Source organism: Caldisericum exile AZM16c01, from assembly GCF_000284335.1.
Lineage (GTDB): Bacteria > Caldisericota > Caldisericia > Caldisericales > Caldisericaceae > Caldisericum > Caldisericum exile.
This window is the reverse complement of sequence record NC_017096.1, coordinates 743,895-763,061: the sequence shown is the minus strand read 5'-3', so window position 1 is coordinate 763,061 and position 19,167 is coordinate 743,895. Positions and strand designations below refer to the sequence as shown.

General features: G+C 33.3%; 16 protein-coding genes. 10 read left to right on the top strand and 6 right to left on the bottom strand.

From position 1 onward, the window contains the following. Positions 1-76: 76 nt before the first annotated feature. The gene (locus CSE_RS03720) at positions 77-1,027 is read right to left on the bottom strand and encodes an AAA family ATPase (RefSeq protein WP_014453306.1); all 951 of its coding nucleotides are present in this window, start codon (positions 1,025-1,027) and stop codon (positions 77-79) included. Positions 1,028-1,143: 116 nt separating this feature from the next. On the opposite strand from CSE_RS03720, the gene CSE_RS03715 reads away from it, so the two are divergent. Beyond that, positions 1,144-2,310 (top strand): cation:proton antiporter domain-containing protein, encoded by a 1,167-nt coding sequence (locus CSE_RS03715; RefSeq protein ID WP_014453305.1) that lies wholly within the window; start codon positions 1,144-1,146, stop codon positions 2,308-2,310. On the opposite strand, the gene CSE_RS03710 is transcribed toward CSE_RS03715, so the two are convergent. From CSE_RS03710 to CSE_RS03685, 5 genes are all read right to left on the bottom strand, one after another. Next, complete coding sequence (locus CSE_RS03710; RefSeq protein ID WP_014453304.1) at positions 2,287-3,435, bottom strand: MFS transporter; 1,149 nt, start codon at positions 3,433-3,435, stop codon at positions 2,287-2,289. The two genes, CSE_RS03715 and CSE_RS03710, sit on opposite strands and share 24 nt — an antisense overlap. 4 nt (positions 3,436-3,439) lie before the next feature. After that, the gene (locus CSE_RS03705; protein WP_014453303.1) at positions 3,440-5,350 is read right to left on the bottom strand and encodes a molybdopterin biosynthesis protein; all 1,911 of its coding nucleotides are present in this window, start codon (positions 5,348-5,350) and stop codon (positions 3,440-3,442) included. A 398-nt stretch (positions 5,351-5,748) separates the two neighbouring features. Then, positions 5,749-6,309: a 16S rRNA (guanine(966)-N(2))-methyltransferase RsmD gene (rsmD, locus tag CSE_RS03695; RefSeq protein WP_014453301.1), complete on the bottom strand. Its 561-nt coding sequence runs from the start codon at positions 6,307-6,309 to the stop codon at positions 5,749-5,751. After that, entirely contained in the window at positions 6,310-8,682 is a 2,373-nt protein-coding gene (recG, locus tag CSE_RS03690) for an ATP-dependent DNA helicase RecG (protein ID WP_014453300.1), read from the bottom strand. After that, a complete protein-coding gene (locus CSE_RS03685; protein ID WP_014453299.1) occupies positions 8,679-9,848 on the bottom strand; it encodes a phosphopentomutase in 1,170 nt (389 codons plus the stop codon). Before CSE_RS03685 ends, recG begins: the two co-directional genes overlap by 4 nt. Positions 9,849-9,959: 111 nt before the next feature. Here CSE_RS03685 and CSE_RS03680 point away from each other — a divergent pair, with 111 nt between their 5' ends. The 9 genes from CSE_RS03680 to CSE_RS03640 are packed head-to-tail and all read left to right on the top strand — an operon-like array spanning position 9,960 to position 19,161. After that, positions 9,960-10,760, top strand: coding sequence for a lipoate--protein ligase family protein (locus CSE_RS03680; protein WP_014453298.1), 801 nt, complete (start codon positions 9,960-9,962; stop codon positions 10,758-10,760). A gap of 13 nt (positions 10,761-10,773) precedes the next feature. Beyond that, entirely contained in the window at positions 10,774-12,393 is a 1,620-nt protein-coding gene (locus CSE_RS03675; RefSeq protein ID WP_014453297.1) for a peptidylprolyl isomerase, read from the top strand. 2 nt (positions 12,394-12,395) lie between these two features. Beyond that, a complete protein-coding gene (locus tag CSE_RS03670; protein WP_014453296.1) occupies positions 12,396-13,247 on the top strand; it encodes a SurA N-terminal domain-containing protein in 852 nt (283 codons plus the stop codon). Then, the gene (locus tag CSE_RS03665; protein ID WP_156785893.1) at positions 13,244-14,038 is read left to right on the top strand and encodes a hypothetical protein; all 795 of its coding nucleotides are present in this window, start codon (positions 13,244-13,246) and stop codon (positions 14,036-14,038) included. Before CSE_RS03670 ends, CSE_RS03665 begins: the two co-directional genes overlap by 4 nt. Then, positions 14,028-15,548, top strand: a complete 1,521-nt coding sequence (locus CSE_RS03660; RefSeq protein WP_014453294.1) for a hypothetical protein — start codon at positions 14,028-14,030, stop codon at positions 15,546-15,548. Before CSE_RS03665 ends, CSE_RS03660 begins: the two co-directional genes overlap by 11 nt. Then, complete coding sequence (locus tag CSE_RS03655) at positions 15,545-16,171, top strand: deoxynucleoside kinase (protein WP_014453293.1); 627 nt, start codon at positions 15,545-15,547, stop codon at positions 16,169-16,171. Before CSE_RS03660 ends, CSE_RS03655 begins: the two co-directional genes overlap by 4 nt. Then, entirely contained in the window at positions 16,152-17,642 is a 1,491-nt protein-coding gene (locus CSE_RS03650) for an AAA family ATPase (RefSeq protein WP_014453292.1), read from the top strand. Before CSE_RS03655 ends, CSE_RS03650 begins: the two co-directional genes overlap by 20 nt. Next, positions 17,642-18,232, top strand: coding sequence for a dTMP kinase (gene tmk / locus CSE_RS03645; RefSeq protein WP_014453291.1), 591 nt, complete (start codon positions 17,642-17,644; stop codon positions 18,230-18,232). Before CSE_RS03650 ends, tmk begins: the two co-directional genes overlap by 1 nt. Further along, complete coding sequence (locus tag CSE_RS03640; RefSeq protein WP_014453290.1) at positions 18,229-19,161, top strand: PEGA domain-containing protein; 933 nt, start codon at positions 18,229-18,231, stop codon at positions 19,159-19,161. Before tmk ends, CSE_RS03640 begins: the two co-directional genes overlap by 4 nt. Positions 19,162-19,167 lie beyond the last annotated feature (6 nt).

Below are 19,167 nucleotides of genomic sequence, written 5' to 3'. Positions count from 1 at the left end.
TAACAGTGTATAAAGGGCCCCTCCGAAAATAAGTGAGAGGATAATAACTGCGAGTAAAAAAATTTTACTTCCTTTTTTAAGATACTTCATTCTTGAAATCGATATCCGTTGGAACCTTTGTAGACTTTAAAATGTCTTCAATAACATCTGTAACTCTTTTACCTCTAAGCTTAGCATCAGCTTTTAAAATTAGCCTATGATTAACAACATCTGGAAACGCTAATTTTATGTCGTCTGGTATAACAAAAGCCCTTCCGTCAATCTTTGCATATGCCTGAGAAACTTTCATTAAATGAATTGTTGCTCTTGGACTAAGCCCAAGATATACATCTCTATGTGACCTTGTAGCATTTGATAAATCTACCAAGTAATCAACCAATTTAGGATGAACATAAACGCGCCTTGTTTCTTCCTGTAACTTTAACAGATCTTCTCGTGTTGCTACAACTTTAATTTCTTCAAGAGGATCATGCACCTTTTCAACGTTAAGTATTTGCTTCTCAAATTCCTTATCTGGATAACCAATAGAGAATTTCATTAAAAATCTATCAAGTTGAGCCTCTGGTAATGGAAAAGTGCCTTCGTACTCAATAGGGTTCTGAGTTGCAAAAACAATAAAAGGTTTTTCAATATTATGTCGGACACCATCAATTGTTACGCTATACTCGGCCATTGCTTCAAGAAGTGCTGATTGAGCCTTAGGAGTGGCTCTGTTGATTTCATCTGCAAGCAATATATTAGTAAATATTGGGCCAAAACGAACATTAAAAGATTTTTTGTCCAGGTCATACACTGTTATACCAGTAATATCTGAAGGTAAGACATCAGGGGTAAATTGGATTCTTTTGAAGTCCATATTAAATGACAATGCAACAGCCTTTGCAAGGGTAGTTTTACCCGTGCCCGGTACATCTTCAAGAAGTATATGACCCGAAGCAAGAAGCCCTGCAATAACTTTGTCAATCACTTCACTTTTTCCAAGGATAACACTATTCAGATTTTTTCTTATTAAATCTATTGTGCTCATATCATTCTCCTAATAAATTTTTCTTATTATAACACATCTTCTTTTTTAAAGAAAAATTAAGCGTAAATTTGTCGATTTTCTCTTGACACGTGAGAGTTGTTTTTGTTTAATAAATTATGGGTGCACTAATAATTTTTATTTCATTGTCCATTATTGGTGGGCTTATCGCATCTTACCTTGTTTCAAAGTCAGATTTCCCAACAATAACTGGCCTAATCATTGTTGGACTTTTTGTAACGATACTACCATTTACAAAAAATCTCATATTATCATTTAGTCCAATTTTTCAGTTAATTCTCGAAATCGCCGTTACTTTGCTTCTTTTTGAAACTGGCCTCGAAGTTGTTTATCTAAAAAGAAATAAGAAGATAATATTTGCAGCATCTATTCAATCAATTTTTACGTTTATTATAGTTTTTGCGATTTCAACCTTTATTTTTAAATTGAACTTTATCGAAGGAATAGTAATTGCAACTATCTGGATGGTAACTGGATCTGATATTTCAATTACTCTTCTTAAAAAAATGGATACAAGCCCTGAACTCAAAGTTCAACTTGGCACAATGGTTGTTATTGATGACCTTCTAACTGAAATCTTCTTCTTTGCGTTTTTCCCAATTCTTAAATTTAATAAATTATTTCAAAGCAATTCTTTCAGTGTTATTTTAAGTACCATTGAAGAAGTTACACTTTCACTGATACTTGGAGTAATCATTGGACTTATCATTGATAAATTTGAGAAATACGGATATAAAAAATTCCCCCAGGTAATCGCATCCTTTGCATTCATAACGCTTATAGTGGGATTGCAATATTCTTTAAAAATCCATGCTGTTATGGTTTCTCTTGTTGCTGGTATGACTTTTACCATTACTTCGAAATTTGAAGTTGTTCGTACAGTAAGACTTGCATTAAGAGAGATTGACCAACTATTTTACACGCTTTTTGTTGTATTTTCTATCAGTTATGTTGGATTCCCAAAAATAGAGAAATACCTTCTATTGGGTCTTTTAATTTTAATTATAAGGTTGTTTGGAAAATTAGCCGGAGCAATTATAATTAAGCATCTTAAACTCGTAGAATCATCCTCGATTTTTGATATTTTAATTCCAATGCTTCCTCAATCGATTTTAAGTGCATACTTTGCTTATTTAGCCCGTGATTACTTTTCAATCTTTGGTGGCTCAGTTTTTGCTATTGTAATTGCGAGTATCATTCTCTTCGAAACCCTAGGTTATTTTCTTACTCAAAAACTTACTTTAAACAACAAGCAACAAAAGTGATGCAATAATAGCAAGTATTCCGCCAAAGTAGAAAGGCATGCTTGGAGCAATAAACTGATAAAGAATACCTGCAACCAAAGATGCAGGAAATGCCATTATGCCTACTGCAAAATTGTATATTCCAAATGCAGTGCCTCTTACCTCATTATCCGTTACTAAATCCGAAACAAATGCCTTTTGAATACCTTCAGACATTGCATAATAGACACCGTAAAGGCTAAAAACGAACCAAAGAAAATTTCCACTCTTTGTTAGTGCAAAAAATAAATAACTTATTCCATAAATTGCCATTCCAATTATCAAGGTTGTTTTTCTTCCAATTTTATCCGATAAAGTTCCCAATGGCGTTGATAAGAATGCATATATCAAACTGTGAAGTGTCCACATTAGTAGTATTGTAGTTGATGCAACTCCCAAACTGCTTGAATACATTGTAATAAAAGCATCTGAGCTGTTTCCAAGCGTAAAAATGAGAATTGCAACTAAAAACAAGTAAAACCTTTTACCAAGTTTTGCCTTCGCAAAAAATCCACTACTTTTTTTCAAATCAACAATAACCTTTTTTTCTTGAACGAAAAAGAGAATGATAACTGCAACAACTGCTGGGATCAGTGCAAATTTAAAAATTTCTCTGTAATTTGTCCGTCCAAATTTCTCGAGTACCCAGAAACCTAAAAGTGGACCAAGTGCTGCACCAAGTGTATCAAGGGCTCTGTGAAATCCAAAATAAAATCCTCTATTTGTTTCATCTGTGTAAGATGCAATTAGCGCATCACGTGGAGCAGTTCTAATGCCTTTACCAATTCGTTCGAGTGCTCTTACAATAAGAACTCCAACCGGAGTATTTACAATAAGAAGAAAAGCTTTGGCAATTGTAGATTCTGCATATCCTAAAATCGTAAGCCATTTTCTATTTCTAAATTTATCAGAAATATAGCCAGAGAAGACCTTCAAAAGAGATGCAATTGTTTCAGCGAGTCCCTCTATAACGCCGATAAATGCACCACCTGCTCCAATTGATTCCAAAAACAACGGCAAAATTTTTGTAATCATTTCGGTAGAAATATCAGTAAAGAAACTAGCAAGTCCTAAAATTATTACATTTGGATTAAGTCTTTTTTTCATTTTTTTATACCTCCCTTACTTTATTAACCCATTTGTAGCCTTCGAAACTTTTCATAAGAACTTCGAGATTTAGTGCATTAAATTGCTTCAGGACAAAATTGATTCGGTGGTCCTCAAGAAAATTCTTGCTTATTATAATTTCATACTCCTCTTCTCCCAACTTTATAAAATCAAGATCAAAAAGTCTTGCAACATATTCGATTCCCATTCCACAGTCAACAATACCTTCCTTCACCGCATTAGCAACACCCAGATGAGTTGTTTCCTCTAAATCGTAGCCTTTTACTTTTTCCTTTTCGATGCCATTTTGAGAAAGAAGGTAATCGAAATAAATTCTTGTTCCCGATCCTTTTTGTCTATTTATAAATTTCAAATCTTCTCTTTCTAAATCTTTAAGCGACCTAATATTTTTGGGATTTCCTTTTTGAACAACTAAGCCCTGATTTCTGTTAAATAGATGAATTCGTAAATACGAATTTTCTTCAAGGTACTTTTTGAGATATGGCGTATTGTAAGTTTGCGTCTCACTATCAAACAAGTGAATCGATGTAATAATAGTTTCACCTCTCGCAAGTGACAAAAGTCCTCCTAAGCTTCCAACATTTATTATACCAAATTTAAATTGAGGATTTTCTTTTCGAATCATGTTTAAAATGTATTCAAGAAGTGGATCGTTACTTCCAATAAATAAAAGTTGTGAAAGAATATCATACTCGCTTTTTAAAAGTTCAATTTCTACCTTTGAACCTGCAATAATTCCTTCACTATTTTCCTCTATTCTTAATAGCCCATCTCCCTTTACTACGCTCGTAAGGTTCGCTGCACCTCTCTTTAAGGGTACACAAATCACTTCGCCATTAATATCATTTAACTTTACTCTTACAAATTCTTCCACGCCTAAAGAAGAGGGAATATCCCTTTTAATAGTTGCTATAATTTTTCTTTTCAAATCCAAAGAAATACCAGTAAATTCTTCAATTGCAACTTTAAGAAAAATCTTTGCATCTATATAAGATGAGACCGGAAAACCTGGGGATCCAACAAGGGGAACATCACCGTAAAAACCAATCACAAGCGGTTTACCTGGTTGTATTGTAAGCCCATGGAAGAGAACTTCGGAAAAACTTTCGAAAACATCCGATATCAGGTCTTTTCTTCCCTTTGCTGATCCTCCAATTACGATAATCATGTGATAGTTCTGTGATGCTTTTTCTATTTCATTTTTAAGTACCTCAAAATTATTTGGAAGTACCTTCTCCAAAATATATGGGTCTGCTCCATACTCTTTTAATATAGAAGAAATCATGTAGGAATTTGAATCAATAACATCTCCAACTTTAAGATCTTCCCCTAATCTTTTAACTTCCTCACCTGTGGCCATAATGAGAACTTTGGGTTTTTCAAATACATAGACTTTTTCGTTGTACGAGGATATTAAGACTCCAATATGAGCAGGTGTAATTTTTTCATAAATTGGTATAACAATCTCACCTTTTGCAAAATCTTCACCAATTACTCGAACATTTTCGTATATATGCAAGGGAGAAAAAATTTTTACAAAGTCGCCATTTACTTCGACATCTTCAATCATTGCAACACAATCAAATGGAAAATTTATTGGGTCACCAGTATTTACAGGAATCGCATCGAGACCAATCTTGAAAATTTTCGGATTATTTATGGTTGAATTGGCAGTTTCATGAGATTTAAGTGCAAAACCGTCAACTGCGGAAGCATTAAAAAACGGATTGGAAATTTTTGCAATAACAGGCCTTGAAGTAATTCTTCCAAGACTTTCATAGACTGATATTTCTTCCTCTTTCAATTTCTTAAAAACCTTTTTGTTTCTTAGTGAATCTTTAAAAAGTTTTAGTGCATTTTTAAGTGTTTCTTTTTTTAAATAAATCTCACCCATATTCCTTCCTTGAAAATTAAACTATTAGAAGTATAATATATTTTGATGATTAAACAAATATTTCGGATCGTATTTTTGAGTTTTTTGGTTGCAGTCACTACAACCTCAATAACGATTCCTTTTGTATACGCTGTCAGTAGATTTAACCTTATAAACTTACTAAACATTTATTTTATGGAGGGAAGCGTTTTTATAATTGCAAGCGCCGCCCTTACTTTTGGCAATTTAGGTAGTTTAAGCCACATTTCAGGGCTCTATTCAAAAATTTTCTATTTTCTCACAAAAGGCAAAAAAGAAATACCAGAAATGAACGCTTCGTCCTTACTTTTTACAACCGGTATTTTCATTTACTTAATTATGATTTTACTGCATTTACTATTTCGGCCAACCCTTTGAAATTACGCCCTTATAAAATAAGAAACCACTATTTTGCCGTATCTTTTTTCTTTAAACTTACTTAAGAGAACTTTACCAACATATGCTTCACTTAAAAATTCTTCTTCTGAGTGTTCAGCAATGATAATTGAACCCTTTTTTACAATAGATGAATTCTTTAAAGTCTCAAGAGTTTCGCTTGCAAAGTGCGTCTTATATGGTGGATCAAGAAAAATAAAATCTACCTCTCTTTCTAATTGAGGATCAGAAAGAAATTTAAACACATCCCGAACTAAAATTTTACACTGCTCTCTTATTCCAAACTTTGCAATGTTTTTCTTTATCACATCAACTGCTTTTTTATTATTTTCTACAAAATAAACAAATTTTGCTCCTTCGCTTACTGCCTCTATACCAACGGCTCCAGATCCAGCAAACAAATCGAGAAAAACTTTATCAGTAATATCAAATCGAATAACATCAAAAATTGCTTCTCTTACTCTATCACTTGTTGGTCTAAGTTCAAGATTTCTTGGAGGTGAAATAATTTCCATTCCCTTGAATTTTCCTGATACAATTCTCATTTACGCAACCTCAATAAAGGGTATTTTTTCCTTATAGTTTATTTGAATTAACCTATGAAATTCTTGTAGTTTTTCGGGATCGTATTTTGTTTTCCCTTTTAGTAAATTAATTGCTTCTTCTCTTGCCATTTCAAGTATTCTCATATCAGTTTCCCCAATGAGCGTTGTCAATTTAAAGTCTGGTAGCCCAGATTGTCTTTTACCAAGAATTTCACCTGGACCACGTAGTTTCAGATCATACTCGGCAACTTCAAACCCATTATTTGTTTTTTCAAGAACATTCAATCTTTCAATAGCATCCTTAGATGGATTACGTGTTATAAGAAGACAATAAGATTGTAGATTACTTCTTCCCACTCTTCCTCTTAGTTGATGTAATGTTGCAAGACCAAATCGATCTGCATCTTCTACTACTATCACTGTCGCATCTTTTACGTCCACGCCAACTTCAACCACTGTCGTTGAAACAAGTACTTGCAGATCCCCATTCTTAAAATTTTCCATAATCTCCGCCTTTTCTATTGAAGACATTCCTCCATGGAGCTTTCCTATTTTGTAACCTTTAAGATGTGTTTGAGAAAGAGTTTCAAAGACAGTTTCAACTGATTGCGCATCAAGGCTTTCTGAGTCCTCAATCAAAGGACATACTACATAAGCCTTATGTCCTTTATCTAATTCCTCTCTTACAAGTTTATATGCAATATCTTCGTTCCTATAGAAAACTTTTGTTATAATTGGCAATCTTCCTTTTGGTAACTCTTTTATGGAACTAACATCAAGGTCACCATACAGTGTTAGTGCTAATGTCCTTGGAATTGGTGTTGCACTCATTACTAGTGTATGAGGTATAATTGCTTTGTCCTTCAATAAACTTCTCTGTATTACACCAAAACGGTGCTGTTCGTCTACTACAACGAGTCCGAGTTTTTTAAACTGGACACCCTCCTCAATAAGGGCATGGGTGCCGAAAATCACGTCTATATCATGGTTTATAAGTCCTTGAAGAATCTTCTTTCTTGCACTATTTTTAGTGCTCGAAGTCAATAGGGCAATCCTTATAGGAGTTCCTTTAAAAAGTGATTCAGCAGTTTTATATGTTTGTTCCGCAAGAATCTCCGTCGGACTCATCATGGCAGATTGAAAACCATTCTTATAAGAAATAAACATTGAGAAAAGTGCTACTATAGTTTTTCCAGATCCAACATCACCATGCAACAATCTATTCATTGGGTGCGAGGATTTAAGGTCGTTTAGAATCTCTCCCATAACCTTCTTTTGGTCGCTTGTAAGTTCGAATGGGAGAAGTTTATAAAATTCAGAAACATATTCCTCTTTTACATCAAAAACATAACCATCACTTTCTTCTATTACATGTTTCCTTTTACTTAATATATACTGAAGTCCAAATAATTCATCAAAAATAATCCTTTCTTTTGCTTTCTTTAATGCGTCAAAACTTTCCGGAAAGTGTACGTTTGAAATAGCATAATCTAAAGATACTAAATTTCTTCTTTTAATAATCTCCTCATCTAAATAATCAAAAATTTTCTTCCCAACATTTTCAATTAGATTAAGTGTTTTATTGCGCAATATTTTTTGGCTTAGTCCTTCTGTTAAGGGGTAAAGAGGGGTGATCCTGAGGGTATGCACAAGTTCTTTTCCATCTTGAGGAATTTCATACTCAGGTGATGGCATCTCCCATTTGCCATATGCAAATTGCACTTTTCCAAACAAAAAAACCTCCATCCCCTCTTTAAAAATATTCTTAAGATATGGCTGATTGAACCATGTTGCAGTAATGTATCCAGTTCCGTCAGTCCCTAAAACAGAAAAAATATTTAGTTTTCCTTTTCTCTCCTGGATAGAAATAATTTTAACCTTCAATAAGACAGTTTCACCATTTTTTAGAGAAAAAATTTTCCTAATGTTTCTTAGATCAAGGTATGCCTTTGGGAAATAATAAAGAAAATCATAGACAGTTTCAACTCCTATCTTCTTCAGTTTCTTAGCAAGTTCTGGACCAATGCCTTTTACAAACTGAACTGGAGTAAACAATTCAGAAAGTTTTATCCGAGTTTCATTTTTACCTGCTAAAGATTTAACTTTTTGAATCTCAGTTTGGCTTGGCTCATCTATAACTGCCATTTCATTATCATCTAAAATTTTTAAGGCACGTTCAATTATAACCTTTCTTTCCTCAGGAGTTTTCTCTCCATAATCTTTGAATAAATAAGCTAATTGTTCGTCTCCTTTTTCGAAAACTTTATTAATATAATCGATTACAAACCTGTCAAACCCACCAATTACGGAATCATTTTTATAACCTCTTCTCCCTTCAAGATAGAGAAGTTTTTTTAATTTATCAACATTCATTTATAAATAAGATTAATGAAACTTGTTCCGTTAATACGTTCAACATTGAAAATCTCTGATATAGTTGCAGAGATATCAGAGATACTTTGTCTCAAACCGAGATTAATATTTGGTCTAATGTGTTCACCGTATACAATTAGCGGAGTAAATTCTCGTGTATGGTCGGTATGCGCTTTGAAAGTTGGATCGCATCCATGATCTGCTGTAATTATTAACATATCATAAGGTTTCATTGTATTTATAATTTGTGGAAGTCTATCATCTACATCCTTTAAACCTTTTCCATAAGCCTTGAAGTCTCTCCTGTGACCCCAATTTGCATCGAACTCGACAAGATTTGTAAATATGATACCATTGTAATCTTTAGAAATCTCTTGGATTGTCTTTTCGAGACCATCTATATTATTTTCGGTGTGGATACTTTCTGTGAGTCCTACACCTGCAAAGAGATCATGAATCTTTCCGATACCAACTACATTCAATCCTTTCTCCTTTACAAGGTCAAGAACCGTTTTATTTGGTGGTTTAACTGCATAGTCTCTTCTCTCTGATGTCCTTACAAAACCAGTTTCAGGCGTTCCAATAAACGGTCTTGCAATAACTCTCGCAACCTCATGTTCTCCAACACAAACCTCATATCTTGCTATTTCGCACATCCTATATAGTTCGTCAAGTGGAATCACGTCTTTATGGGCAGCAATTTGAAAAACTGAATCTGCTGAAGTATAAACTATTGGATTTCCAGTTCTTCTGTGTTCCTCGTAATATTCTTTTATTATTTCCGTACCAGAAGCAGGCTTATTCCCAAGGGCTTTTTTACCTGTAAGTCTTTCAAACTTTTCTATTACATTCTTAGGAAAACCATTTGGATAAGTTGGAAACGCCTTTTTCAAGATTACACCAGCCATCTCCCAATGACCACTTATAGAGTCTTTCCCTTTAGAATTTTCTCTTAGTCGTCCATAAGAACCAATATAGTTTCCATCCTCATTAAAGATAACACCTCTTAAACCGAGTTTTTCGAGATTTGGCAATTGTATATCAGGATTGTATTGAAGCGTATGTAAAAGGGTATTTGCGCCCCAATCTCCATATTCAATTGCATCTTCTGCTTCTCCTGCTCCTACACTATCAAGCACTAAAATAATTACTCTTTTAATTTCCATTCTTTACCTCCATAATTAACCCAATTTTATAATATTTTAATCTAAAAAGGACTTCTTAACAACTTTTTCAAAACTTGCGTTAAATGTTAAATTCTGATAAAATTTTAAAGTATGTATAGATTTATAAACACAGGTAAAAATAACGGTGCCATGAATATGGCGATAGATGAAGCACTTCTAATTGCACAAGCAACATTTGGTACACCACCCGTTTTAAGAGTTTATGAATTTTATCCACCAACACTTTCAATAGGATATTTCCAAAGTGCAGAGAAAGAGGTTGATTTCGAAAACCTTAAAACGTTAGGATTTGACTTCGTAAGAAGACCAACGGGAGGAAGGGCGGTTCTACATGACAAGGAGCTTACCTATAGCATTACTATTGCCTATCCAAATAAAATTCTTGAAATGAATTTGCTTGAATCATTTCGTTTTCTTTCTAAAGGAATAATCAATGCAATTAAAATTCTTGGAGGAGATGCAGATTTTTCTAAAAGCGAAGACAGAGAAATATCAAGTCCTTCATGCTTTGCGTCTCCAACATTCTCTGATATATTGATGAATGGGAAAAAAGTAGTGGGTTCTGCTCAGATGAGAAATAAATTTGGCTTATTACAGCACGGCTCTATTTTATATAAAGTTAACATTGATGAAATTTTCAGATGCTTTAGATTAAGTGAAGAAGCACGTAGAAAACTTACTGAAGTTGGAAAATTAAAAATTTCGTCGCTTTCTGATGAATTAAAAAGAGAAGTAGGCTTCAATGAAATTAAGGAGGCACTTAAAAAAGGCATGGAGGAAGTTCTGGAAGAAGAAATAATTGAAAGTACATTAACAGACGATGAGTTAAAAATTGCATCCGATTTATACAAAAATAAATATAATACAGTAGATTGGAATTTTAGAAAATGAGAGGTGAAGATAAATGGGTAGACAAGGTAAAATTAGAAAATTAAGACGTGAAGGAAAACTTCCAAGAGTTGAACGCGAAAGACCTACGCCGGTTTGGGTAAAAGTTTTAGTTACGATCCTTATAGTTGTCTTTGTCTTAGGAGGTGCATCTGCCGTTTGGGGATATGCTGAGAGAAATATGGCAGCGAAAGTTGGAAGAGAAACTATTACAATTGATCAAGTAAATAACCAGCTGGATTATTACAGAAATTTGTACAGTCAATTTGGCATGACTTTGACATCTCAACAGGAAGCGCAACTTAAGGATAACATTCTTCAAAATTTAATTGAAGAATCCCTTCTTGTTCAATATGCAAAAGACCACAATTTAAAAATTGATGAAGCAGAGTATAAGAAAAAACTTGAGGACCAAATTAATCAAACTATAGAACAAGGCAAAAAAAACAATGGAGAGAAAACATTTCTTGACCTTGTAAATGCTCAGTATGGCTCGTTGGACGCTTACAAGCAACACCTTGAAAAAATCTATGGTCCATTTGTAGAAAGGCCACTTCTTGCGCAAGCGGCACTTGATGAGAAATATAAAGATATTAAGATAACCGATGAAGAAATTAAACAGTATTTTAGCTCTGTAAAACAAATTTCCGCAGAGCATATCCTCGCTATTCTTCCTAACAACCCAAGCAAAAAGGATATAGATAATGCAAAAAAACTTGCTGAAGATATATTAAAGGAAATAAATGAAAAGAAGACCTCTGATAAGAATTTCAATTTTGCAACATACGCACAGGCAAAAGTAAAAGAAATTAACGGAAAAAATAATGGAAAAGAGGTCTTGAAATACGAAAATTTGGGGTATTTCTCCAAAGGCACAATGGTTAAAGAATTTGAAAATGCTTGTTTTGATCCAAACGTTAAAGTTGGAGACATTATAGGACCTGTAAAAACACAATATGGGTACCATATAATTCACATTTTAGGAAAGAAAACTGTTCAAGAAACCTACGATGAGCCAGAAAAAGTTAATGTTAGAATAGTGCAATTTAACTTTAATGCTAACGATGAAAAATCAAAACAGAGCGCTTATACGTCAGCGAAAAGCATTTCTATACAAACAAGAAACGGTATGAGTTTTATCGAGGCAGTCAAGAGATTCTCACAAGATGAGACAACAAAGTCAAAAGACGGAGAAACTGGGTTTTTCTCAAGAGACGAAAAACCGCAAATATTTGATGCAGTAATAAATCTTAAAAAAGGTGGAATAACTGACCCAATACTTGTAGGTAATTCATACATTGTAGCCCAGCTAATAGATAAGCAACCAGCAAAGAAAGCAACCCTTACCGACAAAGATACTTACAATAAAGTTAAAGAGGAACTTACGAATAATAAAAAAGATGAAATAAAAAAACAATTCATCGAAGAACTTAAAAAGATCTATCACGTAAGAACGACAAATCCCGGTAGAATTCTTGCTAATTTCTTTAATATGTATATTGCAACACCATTTAATAATTTCAATAACTGGATTAGCAATCTTTCGAAACCATCAACAACAAATACTCAGCAAGACCAGAATAAAAATACTCCAACTCAACCACTTGAACCCGTAAATCCATCATCTGGAAGTTAAGTATGGAAAGAAAAAAGATTTTAAAGAAAAAGAATAAAACTGCAAAAAGTATAAAAAAACCCCTCATTGTAGGGGCAATATCAGTGTTTGTTATAATTCTTGTTCTCATCTTTATCTATGCGGGCATATTTCTCCCCTGGAAAGATGTATACTTAAAAGTTGGCGACAATAAAATTACTTACGATGAAATGAATTACCAAGTATACCTTGCAGCAAAAACGTTAAACTCTCCATTGCCTAACATTCAGTCTAATGATCCAAAATCACTTGCAGCAGCAAGAAATGTGCTTCAGCTTGCATACATTAATGCAATTTCTGATGCAGTGCTTTATAACAAGGCGAAAAACGACGGTCTATCAATAAGTGATAATGAAGTTGATTCATATATTTCAAATCTAACAGAAAGCGTTTCCTCTGGGTTCAACAACAAAGAACTTGCATTAGAAGACTTTCTTAATACGATCGGTGTAAAAAAATCATCTCTCAAAAATGTTATTTATAAAAAACTTCTTGCAGATAGAGAGGTGGACCTTTTAACAAGCCATATAACTGTTTCTGAAAACGAGATAAGAGATTTCTACAATGAATTTCTAAGCGCTTACGTAAAAAATGAAAATGAAAAAGAAAAATACTTTAAGGAGAATTACAATAAGATAAAAGAAGATTGCCTAAAGAACAAAAAAGACCAATACGTTGCAACAACACTTCGACGAAATCTAATAAATGAGGAAATAAATAATATTACTGTAGACAATCCCTATAAAAGGTTGATGAGGTTTTGGTACGGGACATTTCTTGGCACAGATATACCAGAAATGTATAAGAATGTTTCAGTCCAAGATTTGCTAACATGAAGAAATACTTGATTACAATTTTTGTATTTCTAATTTTAGTTGCACTCTTATTTAACATTACGGAGGTACAAGTTTTTGATGAAACACTAAATGTTCCTATAAGCGGGGTAAAAGTTAACAATTTTCTTACAAACGAACAAGGAGTTTCAAAGTTCTTGGACATATCTTTTAACCAGTTTATTACACTTGAAAGAATTGGTTATCAAACAACCAAAGTAAAAATAGGGATAAAGCCACTGTATAGAGTAGCTAAAGTAAATCTTTCAGAAGCAGATTCTAATTATATAAGAGAGCAAATTAATAATTGGGAAAACGGAATTTCGAACTACCGATACGAATTAACCACGTCTAAAACAGACTACTCCTATACTTTCATCCAAGTTATAAATGGAGATGACAAATACACTAAAACAATAACTAATCAAAACGGACAAATTACAGAAACCGAAATTTTCGTAATTTCAGGAAGAGTATATATAAGGGAAAACGGAGGACAGATTCAGGAAATTACTGAGAACAAAGAGGATTTTATTTCAAATAATCTCATTCTAATTCCACTTGCCGATGTAATAAATGAATTTTTCTCTGCAATTAACGGAAATGTTGTATTCGAAAGTCCTTCGAAATTGATTTTCGCAAGTAACAATGCACAAAGTGTACTTACCCTAATCCTTTCAAATGAGGGAACGCCTTCGAAATTTATACTTGAAAATTCAAATCAGAACTCAAAAGAGGTCATTACACTTACAATTGACCTTAGCAGCACAGAGGTGAGTTTCAGTGAAAAATGAAAACGACCTTGACTTACTCGTAGAAAATTTTTTTGATGAATACTATTATTACTTTTCTTCTTTTGCAACTCTCAGAGGAATTCATAGGTATGATTATAAACTTTCAGCATACGATAGAAATGAGTTAAACAACTTAAGAAACTTAATAAACGATACAACGATCTCTTTAAAGAGCTTTGAGGAGCGAAACAAAAATCAAAGGACTCACGACTTAAAGACATTCAAAAAAATATTGGAAAATACGTTAGGATTCATAGACGAAGGCTTTTTTGGTAATGCTCAGTTTTTTGTGTTTGATGCATTTTTGGGAATTGTTTCAGTTGCACTAACTCAAGCAAAACCAATGAGTATAAGAAGTAGAAATTTTGCAGAGAGACTTGGAACACTTAAACATATTAACGATTATATAAGGACGTATGTTATCAATATAACAGATGCAGAAAGAAAAGCAGTACTAAAAGAGATCGATTACCTCGAATATTTTATTAATCAATTTTCAACTTACTTACTAACCAAGAGCGACACTGATAAGAAGGAAAATCTAAAAGTCGAAAAAACAAATGCAATTGAAACCTTAACCGAGCTAAGGAAATTAATTAAATCAATTAAAACTTGCACTGAAATAAAATTAAAAGGATTTCTTGATTTCCATAATCTCGACAATAGCTTCGTAGATCTAAAAAGAATCCTGGAAGACACTTTAACTTCGACGTCTGAAAACTTAATAAGAAAGGCAAGAGAAATAAAAATAGCAAACCCATATAAAGAAACAATAAAAGAAATAATCTCAACCAAGGAGCAATTCGACGAAACAAGGGTCAATGATATTATAAATTCTGTAGAAAACACCTTAAGAATCCCGATTCTTCCTGAAAAAATTGAGTTCGAAAGAAGGATTTTTATAGATTCAAGCGAGTTTCCCGATATTCTTTCAAGCCTGATGGGTCATGCAATTCCTTCTGGAGAATTTGATTTAAAGAAAAATGTCCTTTTTATTATTCGAAACGAAGAAAACTATCATATGTTAGTTTATAAGATATTATCAAATTTACTCCTTGGAAAACCATTTGTCAATTTCTATAGGGTTGGAATAAAAGGAAAGAAAAAATATTTTCTGAATTACTTACTCTACAATGGACTACCGGTTTATCTTAGAAGGACAATTTTTGATGAAATAAAATCTCAGTTTGGAAGGGCTTTTGAGCTAATTTATTATTATGAAGAGTATGTTTCAACGTTAAAAGCGTACATCCAAAACGAAATTTACTTTAGAAACTGGGATATTCTTAACATTGAAAATTTTATTAACGAGGATAAAATATTAATTGATAAAGAAAGGTTTATGGAGGAATTTATATACGATATGGGTAGAAGTTTTCTTACTGCGCAGGGACTTAACGCTATTGTTGAACTCAAGAAGGAAAAAAGATTAAGGCCTAACGAATTTATCATAAAACTCTTACAGAATATGCACTATCCATTTTCTATAATAAGACAATTAATAAAATGAAGCCTAAATTTATAGTAGCAGTAGCAGGAAACATAGGCTCTGGAAAATCAACACTATCTAAATATTTAAGTGAGAAATGGGGATTTGATAGACTTGAAGAACCAGAGGCAAAAAATCCTTTCATAAAAAAATTCTACAAGGACCCAGAAAGATGGGCTTTCCACTCCCAACTTTTCTTTCTTACTGAAAGAGCAAATCTCCAATTAAAAATAGAAAAAAACTCATCAAATATTATTCTTGACAGAACAATTTATGAGGATGCAGAGATATTTGCAAAAATTCTCTTAAGCGAAAGCGAATACAAAATATACAAGAAAGTTTATGAGCAATATCTCGAAATAATTACACCTCCTAATTTTATAATATATCTGAGAACCTCTGTTGATACTCTTATGGAAAGGATAAAAATAAGGGGAAGAGGCTACGAGAAAACCATAAAGAGAAGCTATATTAAAAAACTAAACGACAGGTATGAAGAGTGGGTTGAAAACTTTAAAATTTCTCCGGTATTGACAATTGACACTGATAAATATGAAATTTATAGTTTATTTGGAGATATAGAAGAGGTAAGGAAGAATATTGAAGAATTCTTCTGGAGGATGAATGAGAGACGAACAAACTGAATTTGAAAGGCAAGCATTTTTAGAAATATTACCCAAAAATATAAAAGAAAAACTGGAAGACATTGGAGACTTTGATAACCTCATAGAAGTTGTATTAGACCTTGGTAGAAAACCTGAAGCAAGATTTACAAACAGGACAGTCTACTTGAGAGAAGATCCCGTTACAAAAGATGAAATTAATGAAACTCTTCAAAAAATTGGAGTCTTTGATAGAGACCACAGAGCTGGTATAGAAAAAACATTACACAGAATTTCAGGAGTTTTTAATAGAAGAGGAGAAGTTATTGGACTTACATGCAGAGTTGGTAGAGCAGTATATGGAACAGTTGATATCCTAAAAGATATTGTAACAAGCGACAGAAATTTACTCCTTCTTGGAAGACCCGGGGTTGGAAAAACAACTCTTTTGAGAGAAGCAGCAAGAGTCCTAAGTACAGAACTTGGAAAGCGAGTAATAGTCATAGATACTTCAAACGAAATCGGAGGAGACGGGGATATACCTCATCCAGGAATTGGCAATGCACGAAGAATGCAAGTACCATTTGGCACCGCACAAGAAGAAGTAATGATTGAGGCAGTAGAGAACCATTTTCCAGAAGTAATAATTATTGATGAAATAGGCCGTGCAGAGGAAGCAAAGGCATGTAGAACAATTGCAGAAAGAGGAGTAAGGCTTATTGCAACTGCTCATGGAACAAGTATAGAAAATTTACTTGTAAATCCAACACTCCAAGACTTGATTGGAGGAATTACTTCTGTTACATTAAGTGACGAGGAAGCTGCACGAAGAGGAACCCAAAAAACTGTCCTTGAAAGAAAATCACCTCCCACATTTGATACACTTATCGAGATAAGGGAAAGGGGAGTTTTTGCAATTTATCACGACGTTGCAGAAACGGTTGATGCGTTGCTTAGAGGATTTCCCGTATTTCCAGAAATAAGAAAGTCCGGTGAGAGTTTAAAATTTGAACAAGAAAAATTAAGAGAAGAAAAAGGAAGCACTGAACAGAAAGAGATTCATGAATTAAGAATTTTTCCCCTTGGAATAAATGCAAGTTACATAGAACGTGCACTTCACTCGATACGTCTAAAGGGTAAAACAGTGAAAAATATAGAACAATCAAATCTAATCATTTGCGACAAGAAATCACTTGAAAAGAGAAAAGAAATTCTTGAGTATGCATCAACTCTTCAGATTCCGATAAGAATAGTCGAGAGGAATTCTCTTGGAGGAATAAAAGACCTAATAAAAGAATTAAAAAATAAAGGCAAGCCAAGAACCTCTATTGATTTCAAAGAGGTAGAAAACATTGTCGAGGAAGTATTGGAGTTAGGTGTTCCTAAAGAGATTGAGGGAAATCTTGAAGAACTTCAAGAAACGGCAGATCTCATAGAAAAATATGGCCTTGTTACAGAACTTGTCGGCTTAAAACCTCACATTAGGCTCATCATTTATCCAAGGAGAAGATAATGTTTATTTCTTTTGAAGGAATTGACGGTTCTGGGAAAACAACACAAGCAAAACTTCTAAAGGTTAATCTTGAAAAACTCGGTTTTAATGTTATCTTGACAAAAGAACCAGGTGGAACAGAATTGGGAAGTTATATACGAAAAATATTGCTAAACGTTGAAATGGATCCGGTTTCCGAATTTCTGCTTTTTGCTTCTGACAGAAAAACACACGTTAAAGAAGTCATTAAACCTTTCTTATCCAAAGGATTTACTGTAATTTCTGATAGATTTCATGATAGTTCAGTTGCGTACCAAGGCTATGGAAGAGGAGTTCCACTTGATTTCATTTATTATGTCCATAATTTCATTTTAGAAGGAATTATTCCAAACATCACAGTTCTTGTGGATATAGACGAAAATCTAAGTTTTGAAAGAATTAAAGATGCTGATCGAATAGAAAGATTAGGTATCGATTTTCTTAGGAATGTAAGAAAAGGATATCTAAAAATTGCAAAAAACGAAGATAGGTTTTTTGTGATTGATGGAAGCAAAACCGTTGAAGAATTAGAAGAAATAATACTTAACAAGGTTTTGGAGAAACTAAAATGAAAAGGCTAATGCTTTTAGTAATTTTTCTTGGGATTTTTGTAATTGGTTTTGTACTGTTTAAAGTATTATCAAAAGAAACTGGTAGTATATCTATTAACTCTTATCCACAAAAAGCTTCGGTTTACATAAATGGCGAACTAAAAGGAGAAACACCCCTTACTGTGAATTCCCTTCCTTTTGGAACTTATGAAATTCTGGTAAGGCTTGAAGGATACAGAGAGTATAAAGAAGAAGTAAAACTCTCAAGTTCAAATCCAAATGCTTTAGTTAATCCAATCTTAGAACATGCTGTTTTCACGCTAAGTGTAGATTCCTCACCAACAAATTCTGATGTTTATGTTGACGGTGTTTTGAAAGGTAAAACACCGATAGTAATCGCAGATTTAATTGCAAATCAAAGCCATCTAATCGAAGTGAAGCATGAGAATTATAGAGATTGGAAACAAACAATTTCTGTTAAAGCAAATGATTCATTAAATTTATTCGCACAACTTGAACCTATTACGACAGAACTTATTGTTAGTTCTGTTCCCGATAAAGCAACTGTCTTTCTTAATAAATCTGAAGTTGGAAAAACCCCGCTTGATTTAAAAGATATACCCGAAGGCAAATATACCTTGACAGTAAGCTTATTACAATATGAAACCTATACAGAAGATATTGAAATAAAAAAAGGAGTAATTGTAAAACGTGATGTTGTCCTCAGAAAGACAAAATATTACATCTCTATCTTGAGCAACCCATCTGGAGCAAAAGTATTAATAGATGGGATTGAAGTCGGTACCACACCATATAACACATCGTCCATAACAGAAGGAAAGCATAAAATTCACGTTGAATTAGACGGTTATCTCCCATACGAAACTGAAGTTATAGTTGTCCAAAACCAACCAACTGTTATTTCAATTAATCTTTTAAAATTACCCTAAAGTTCC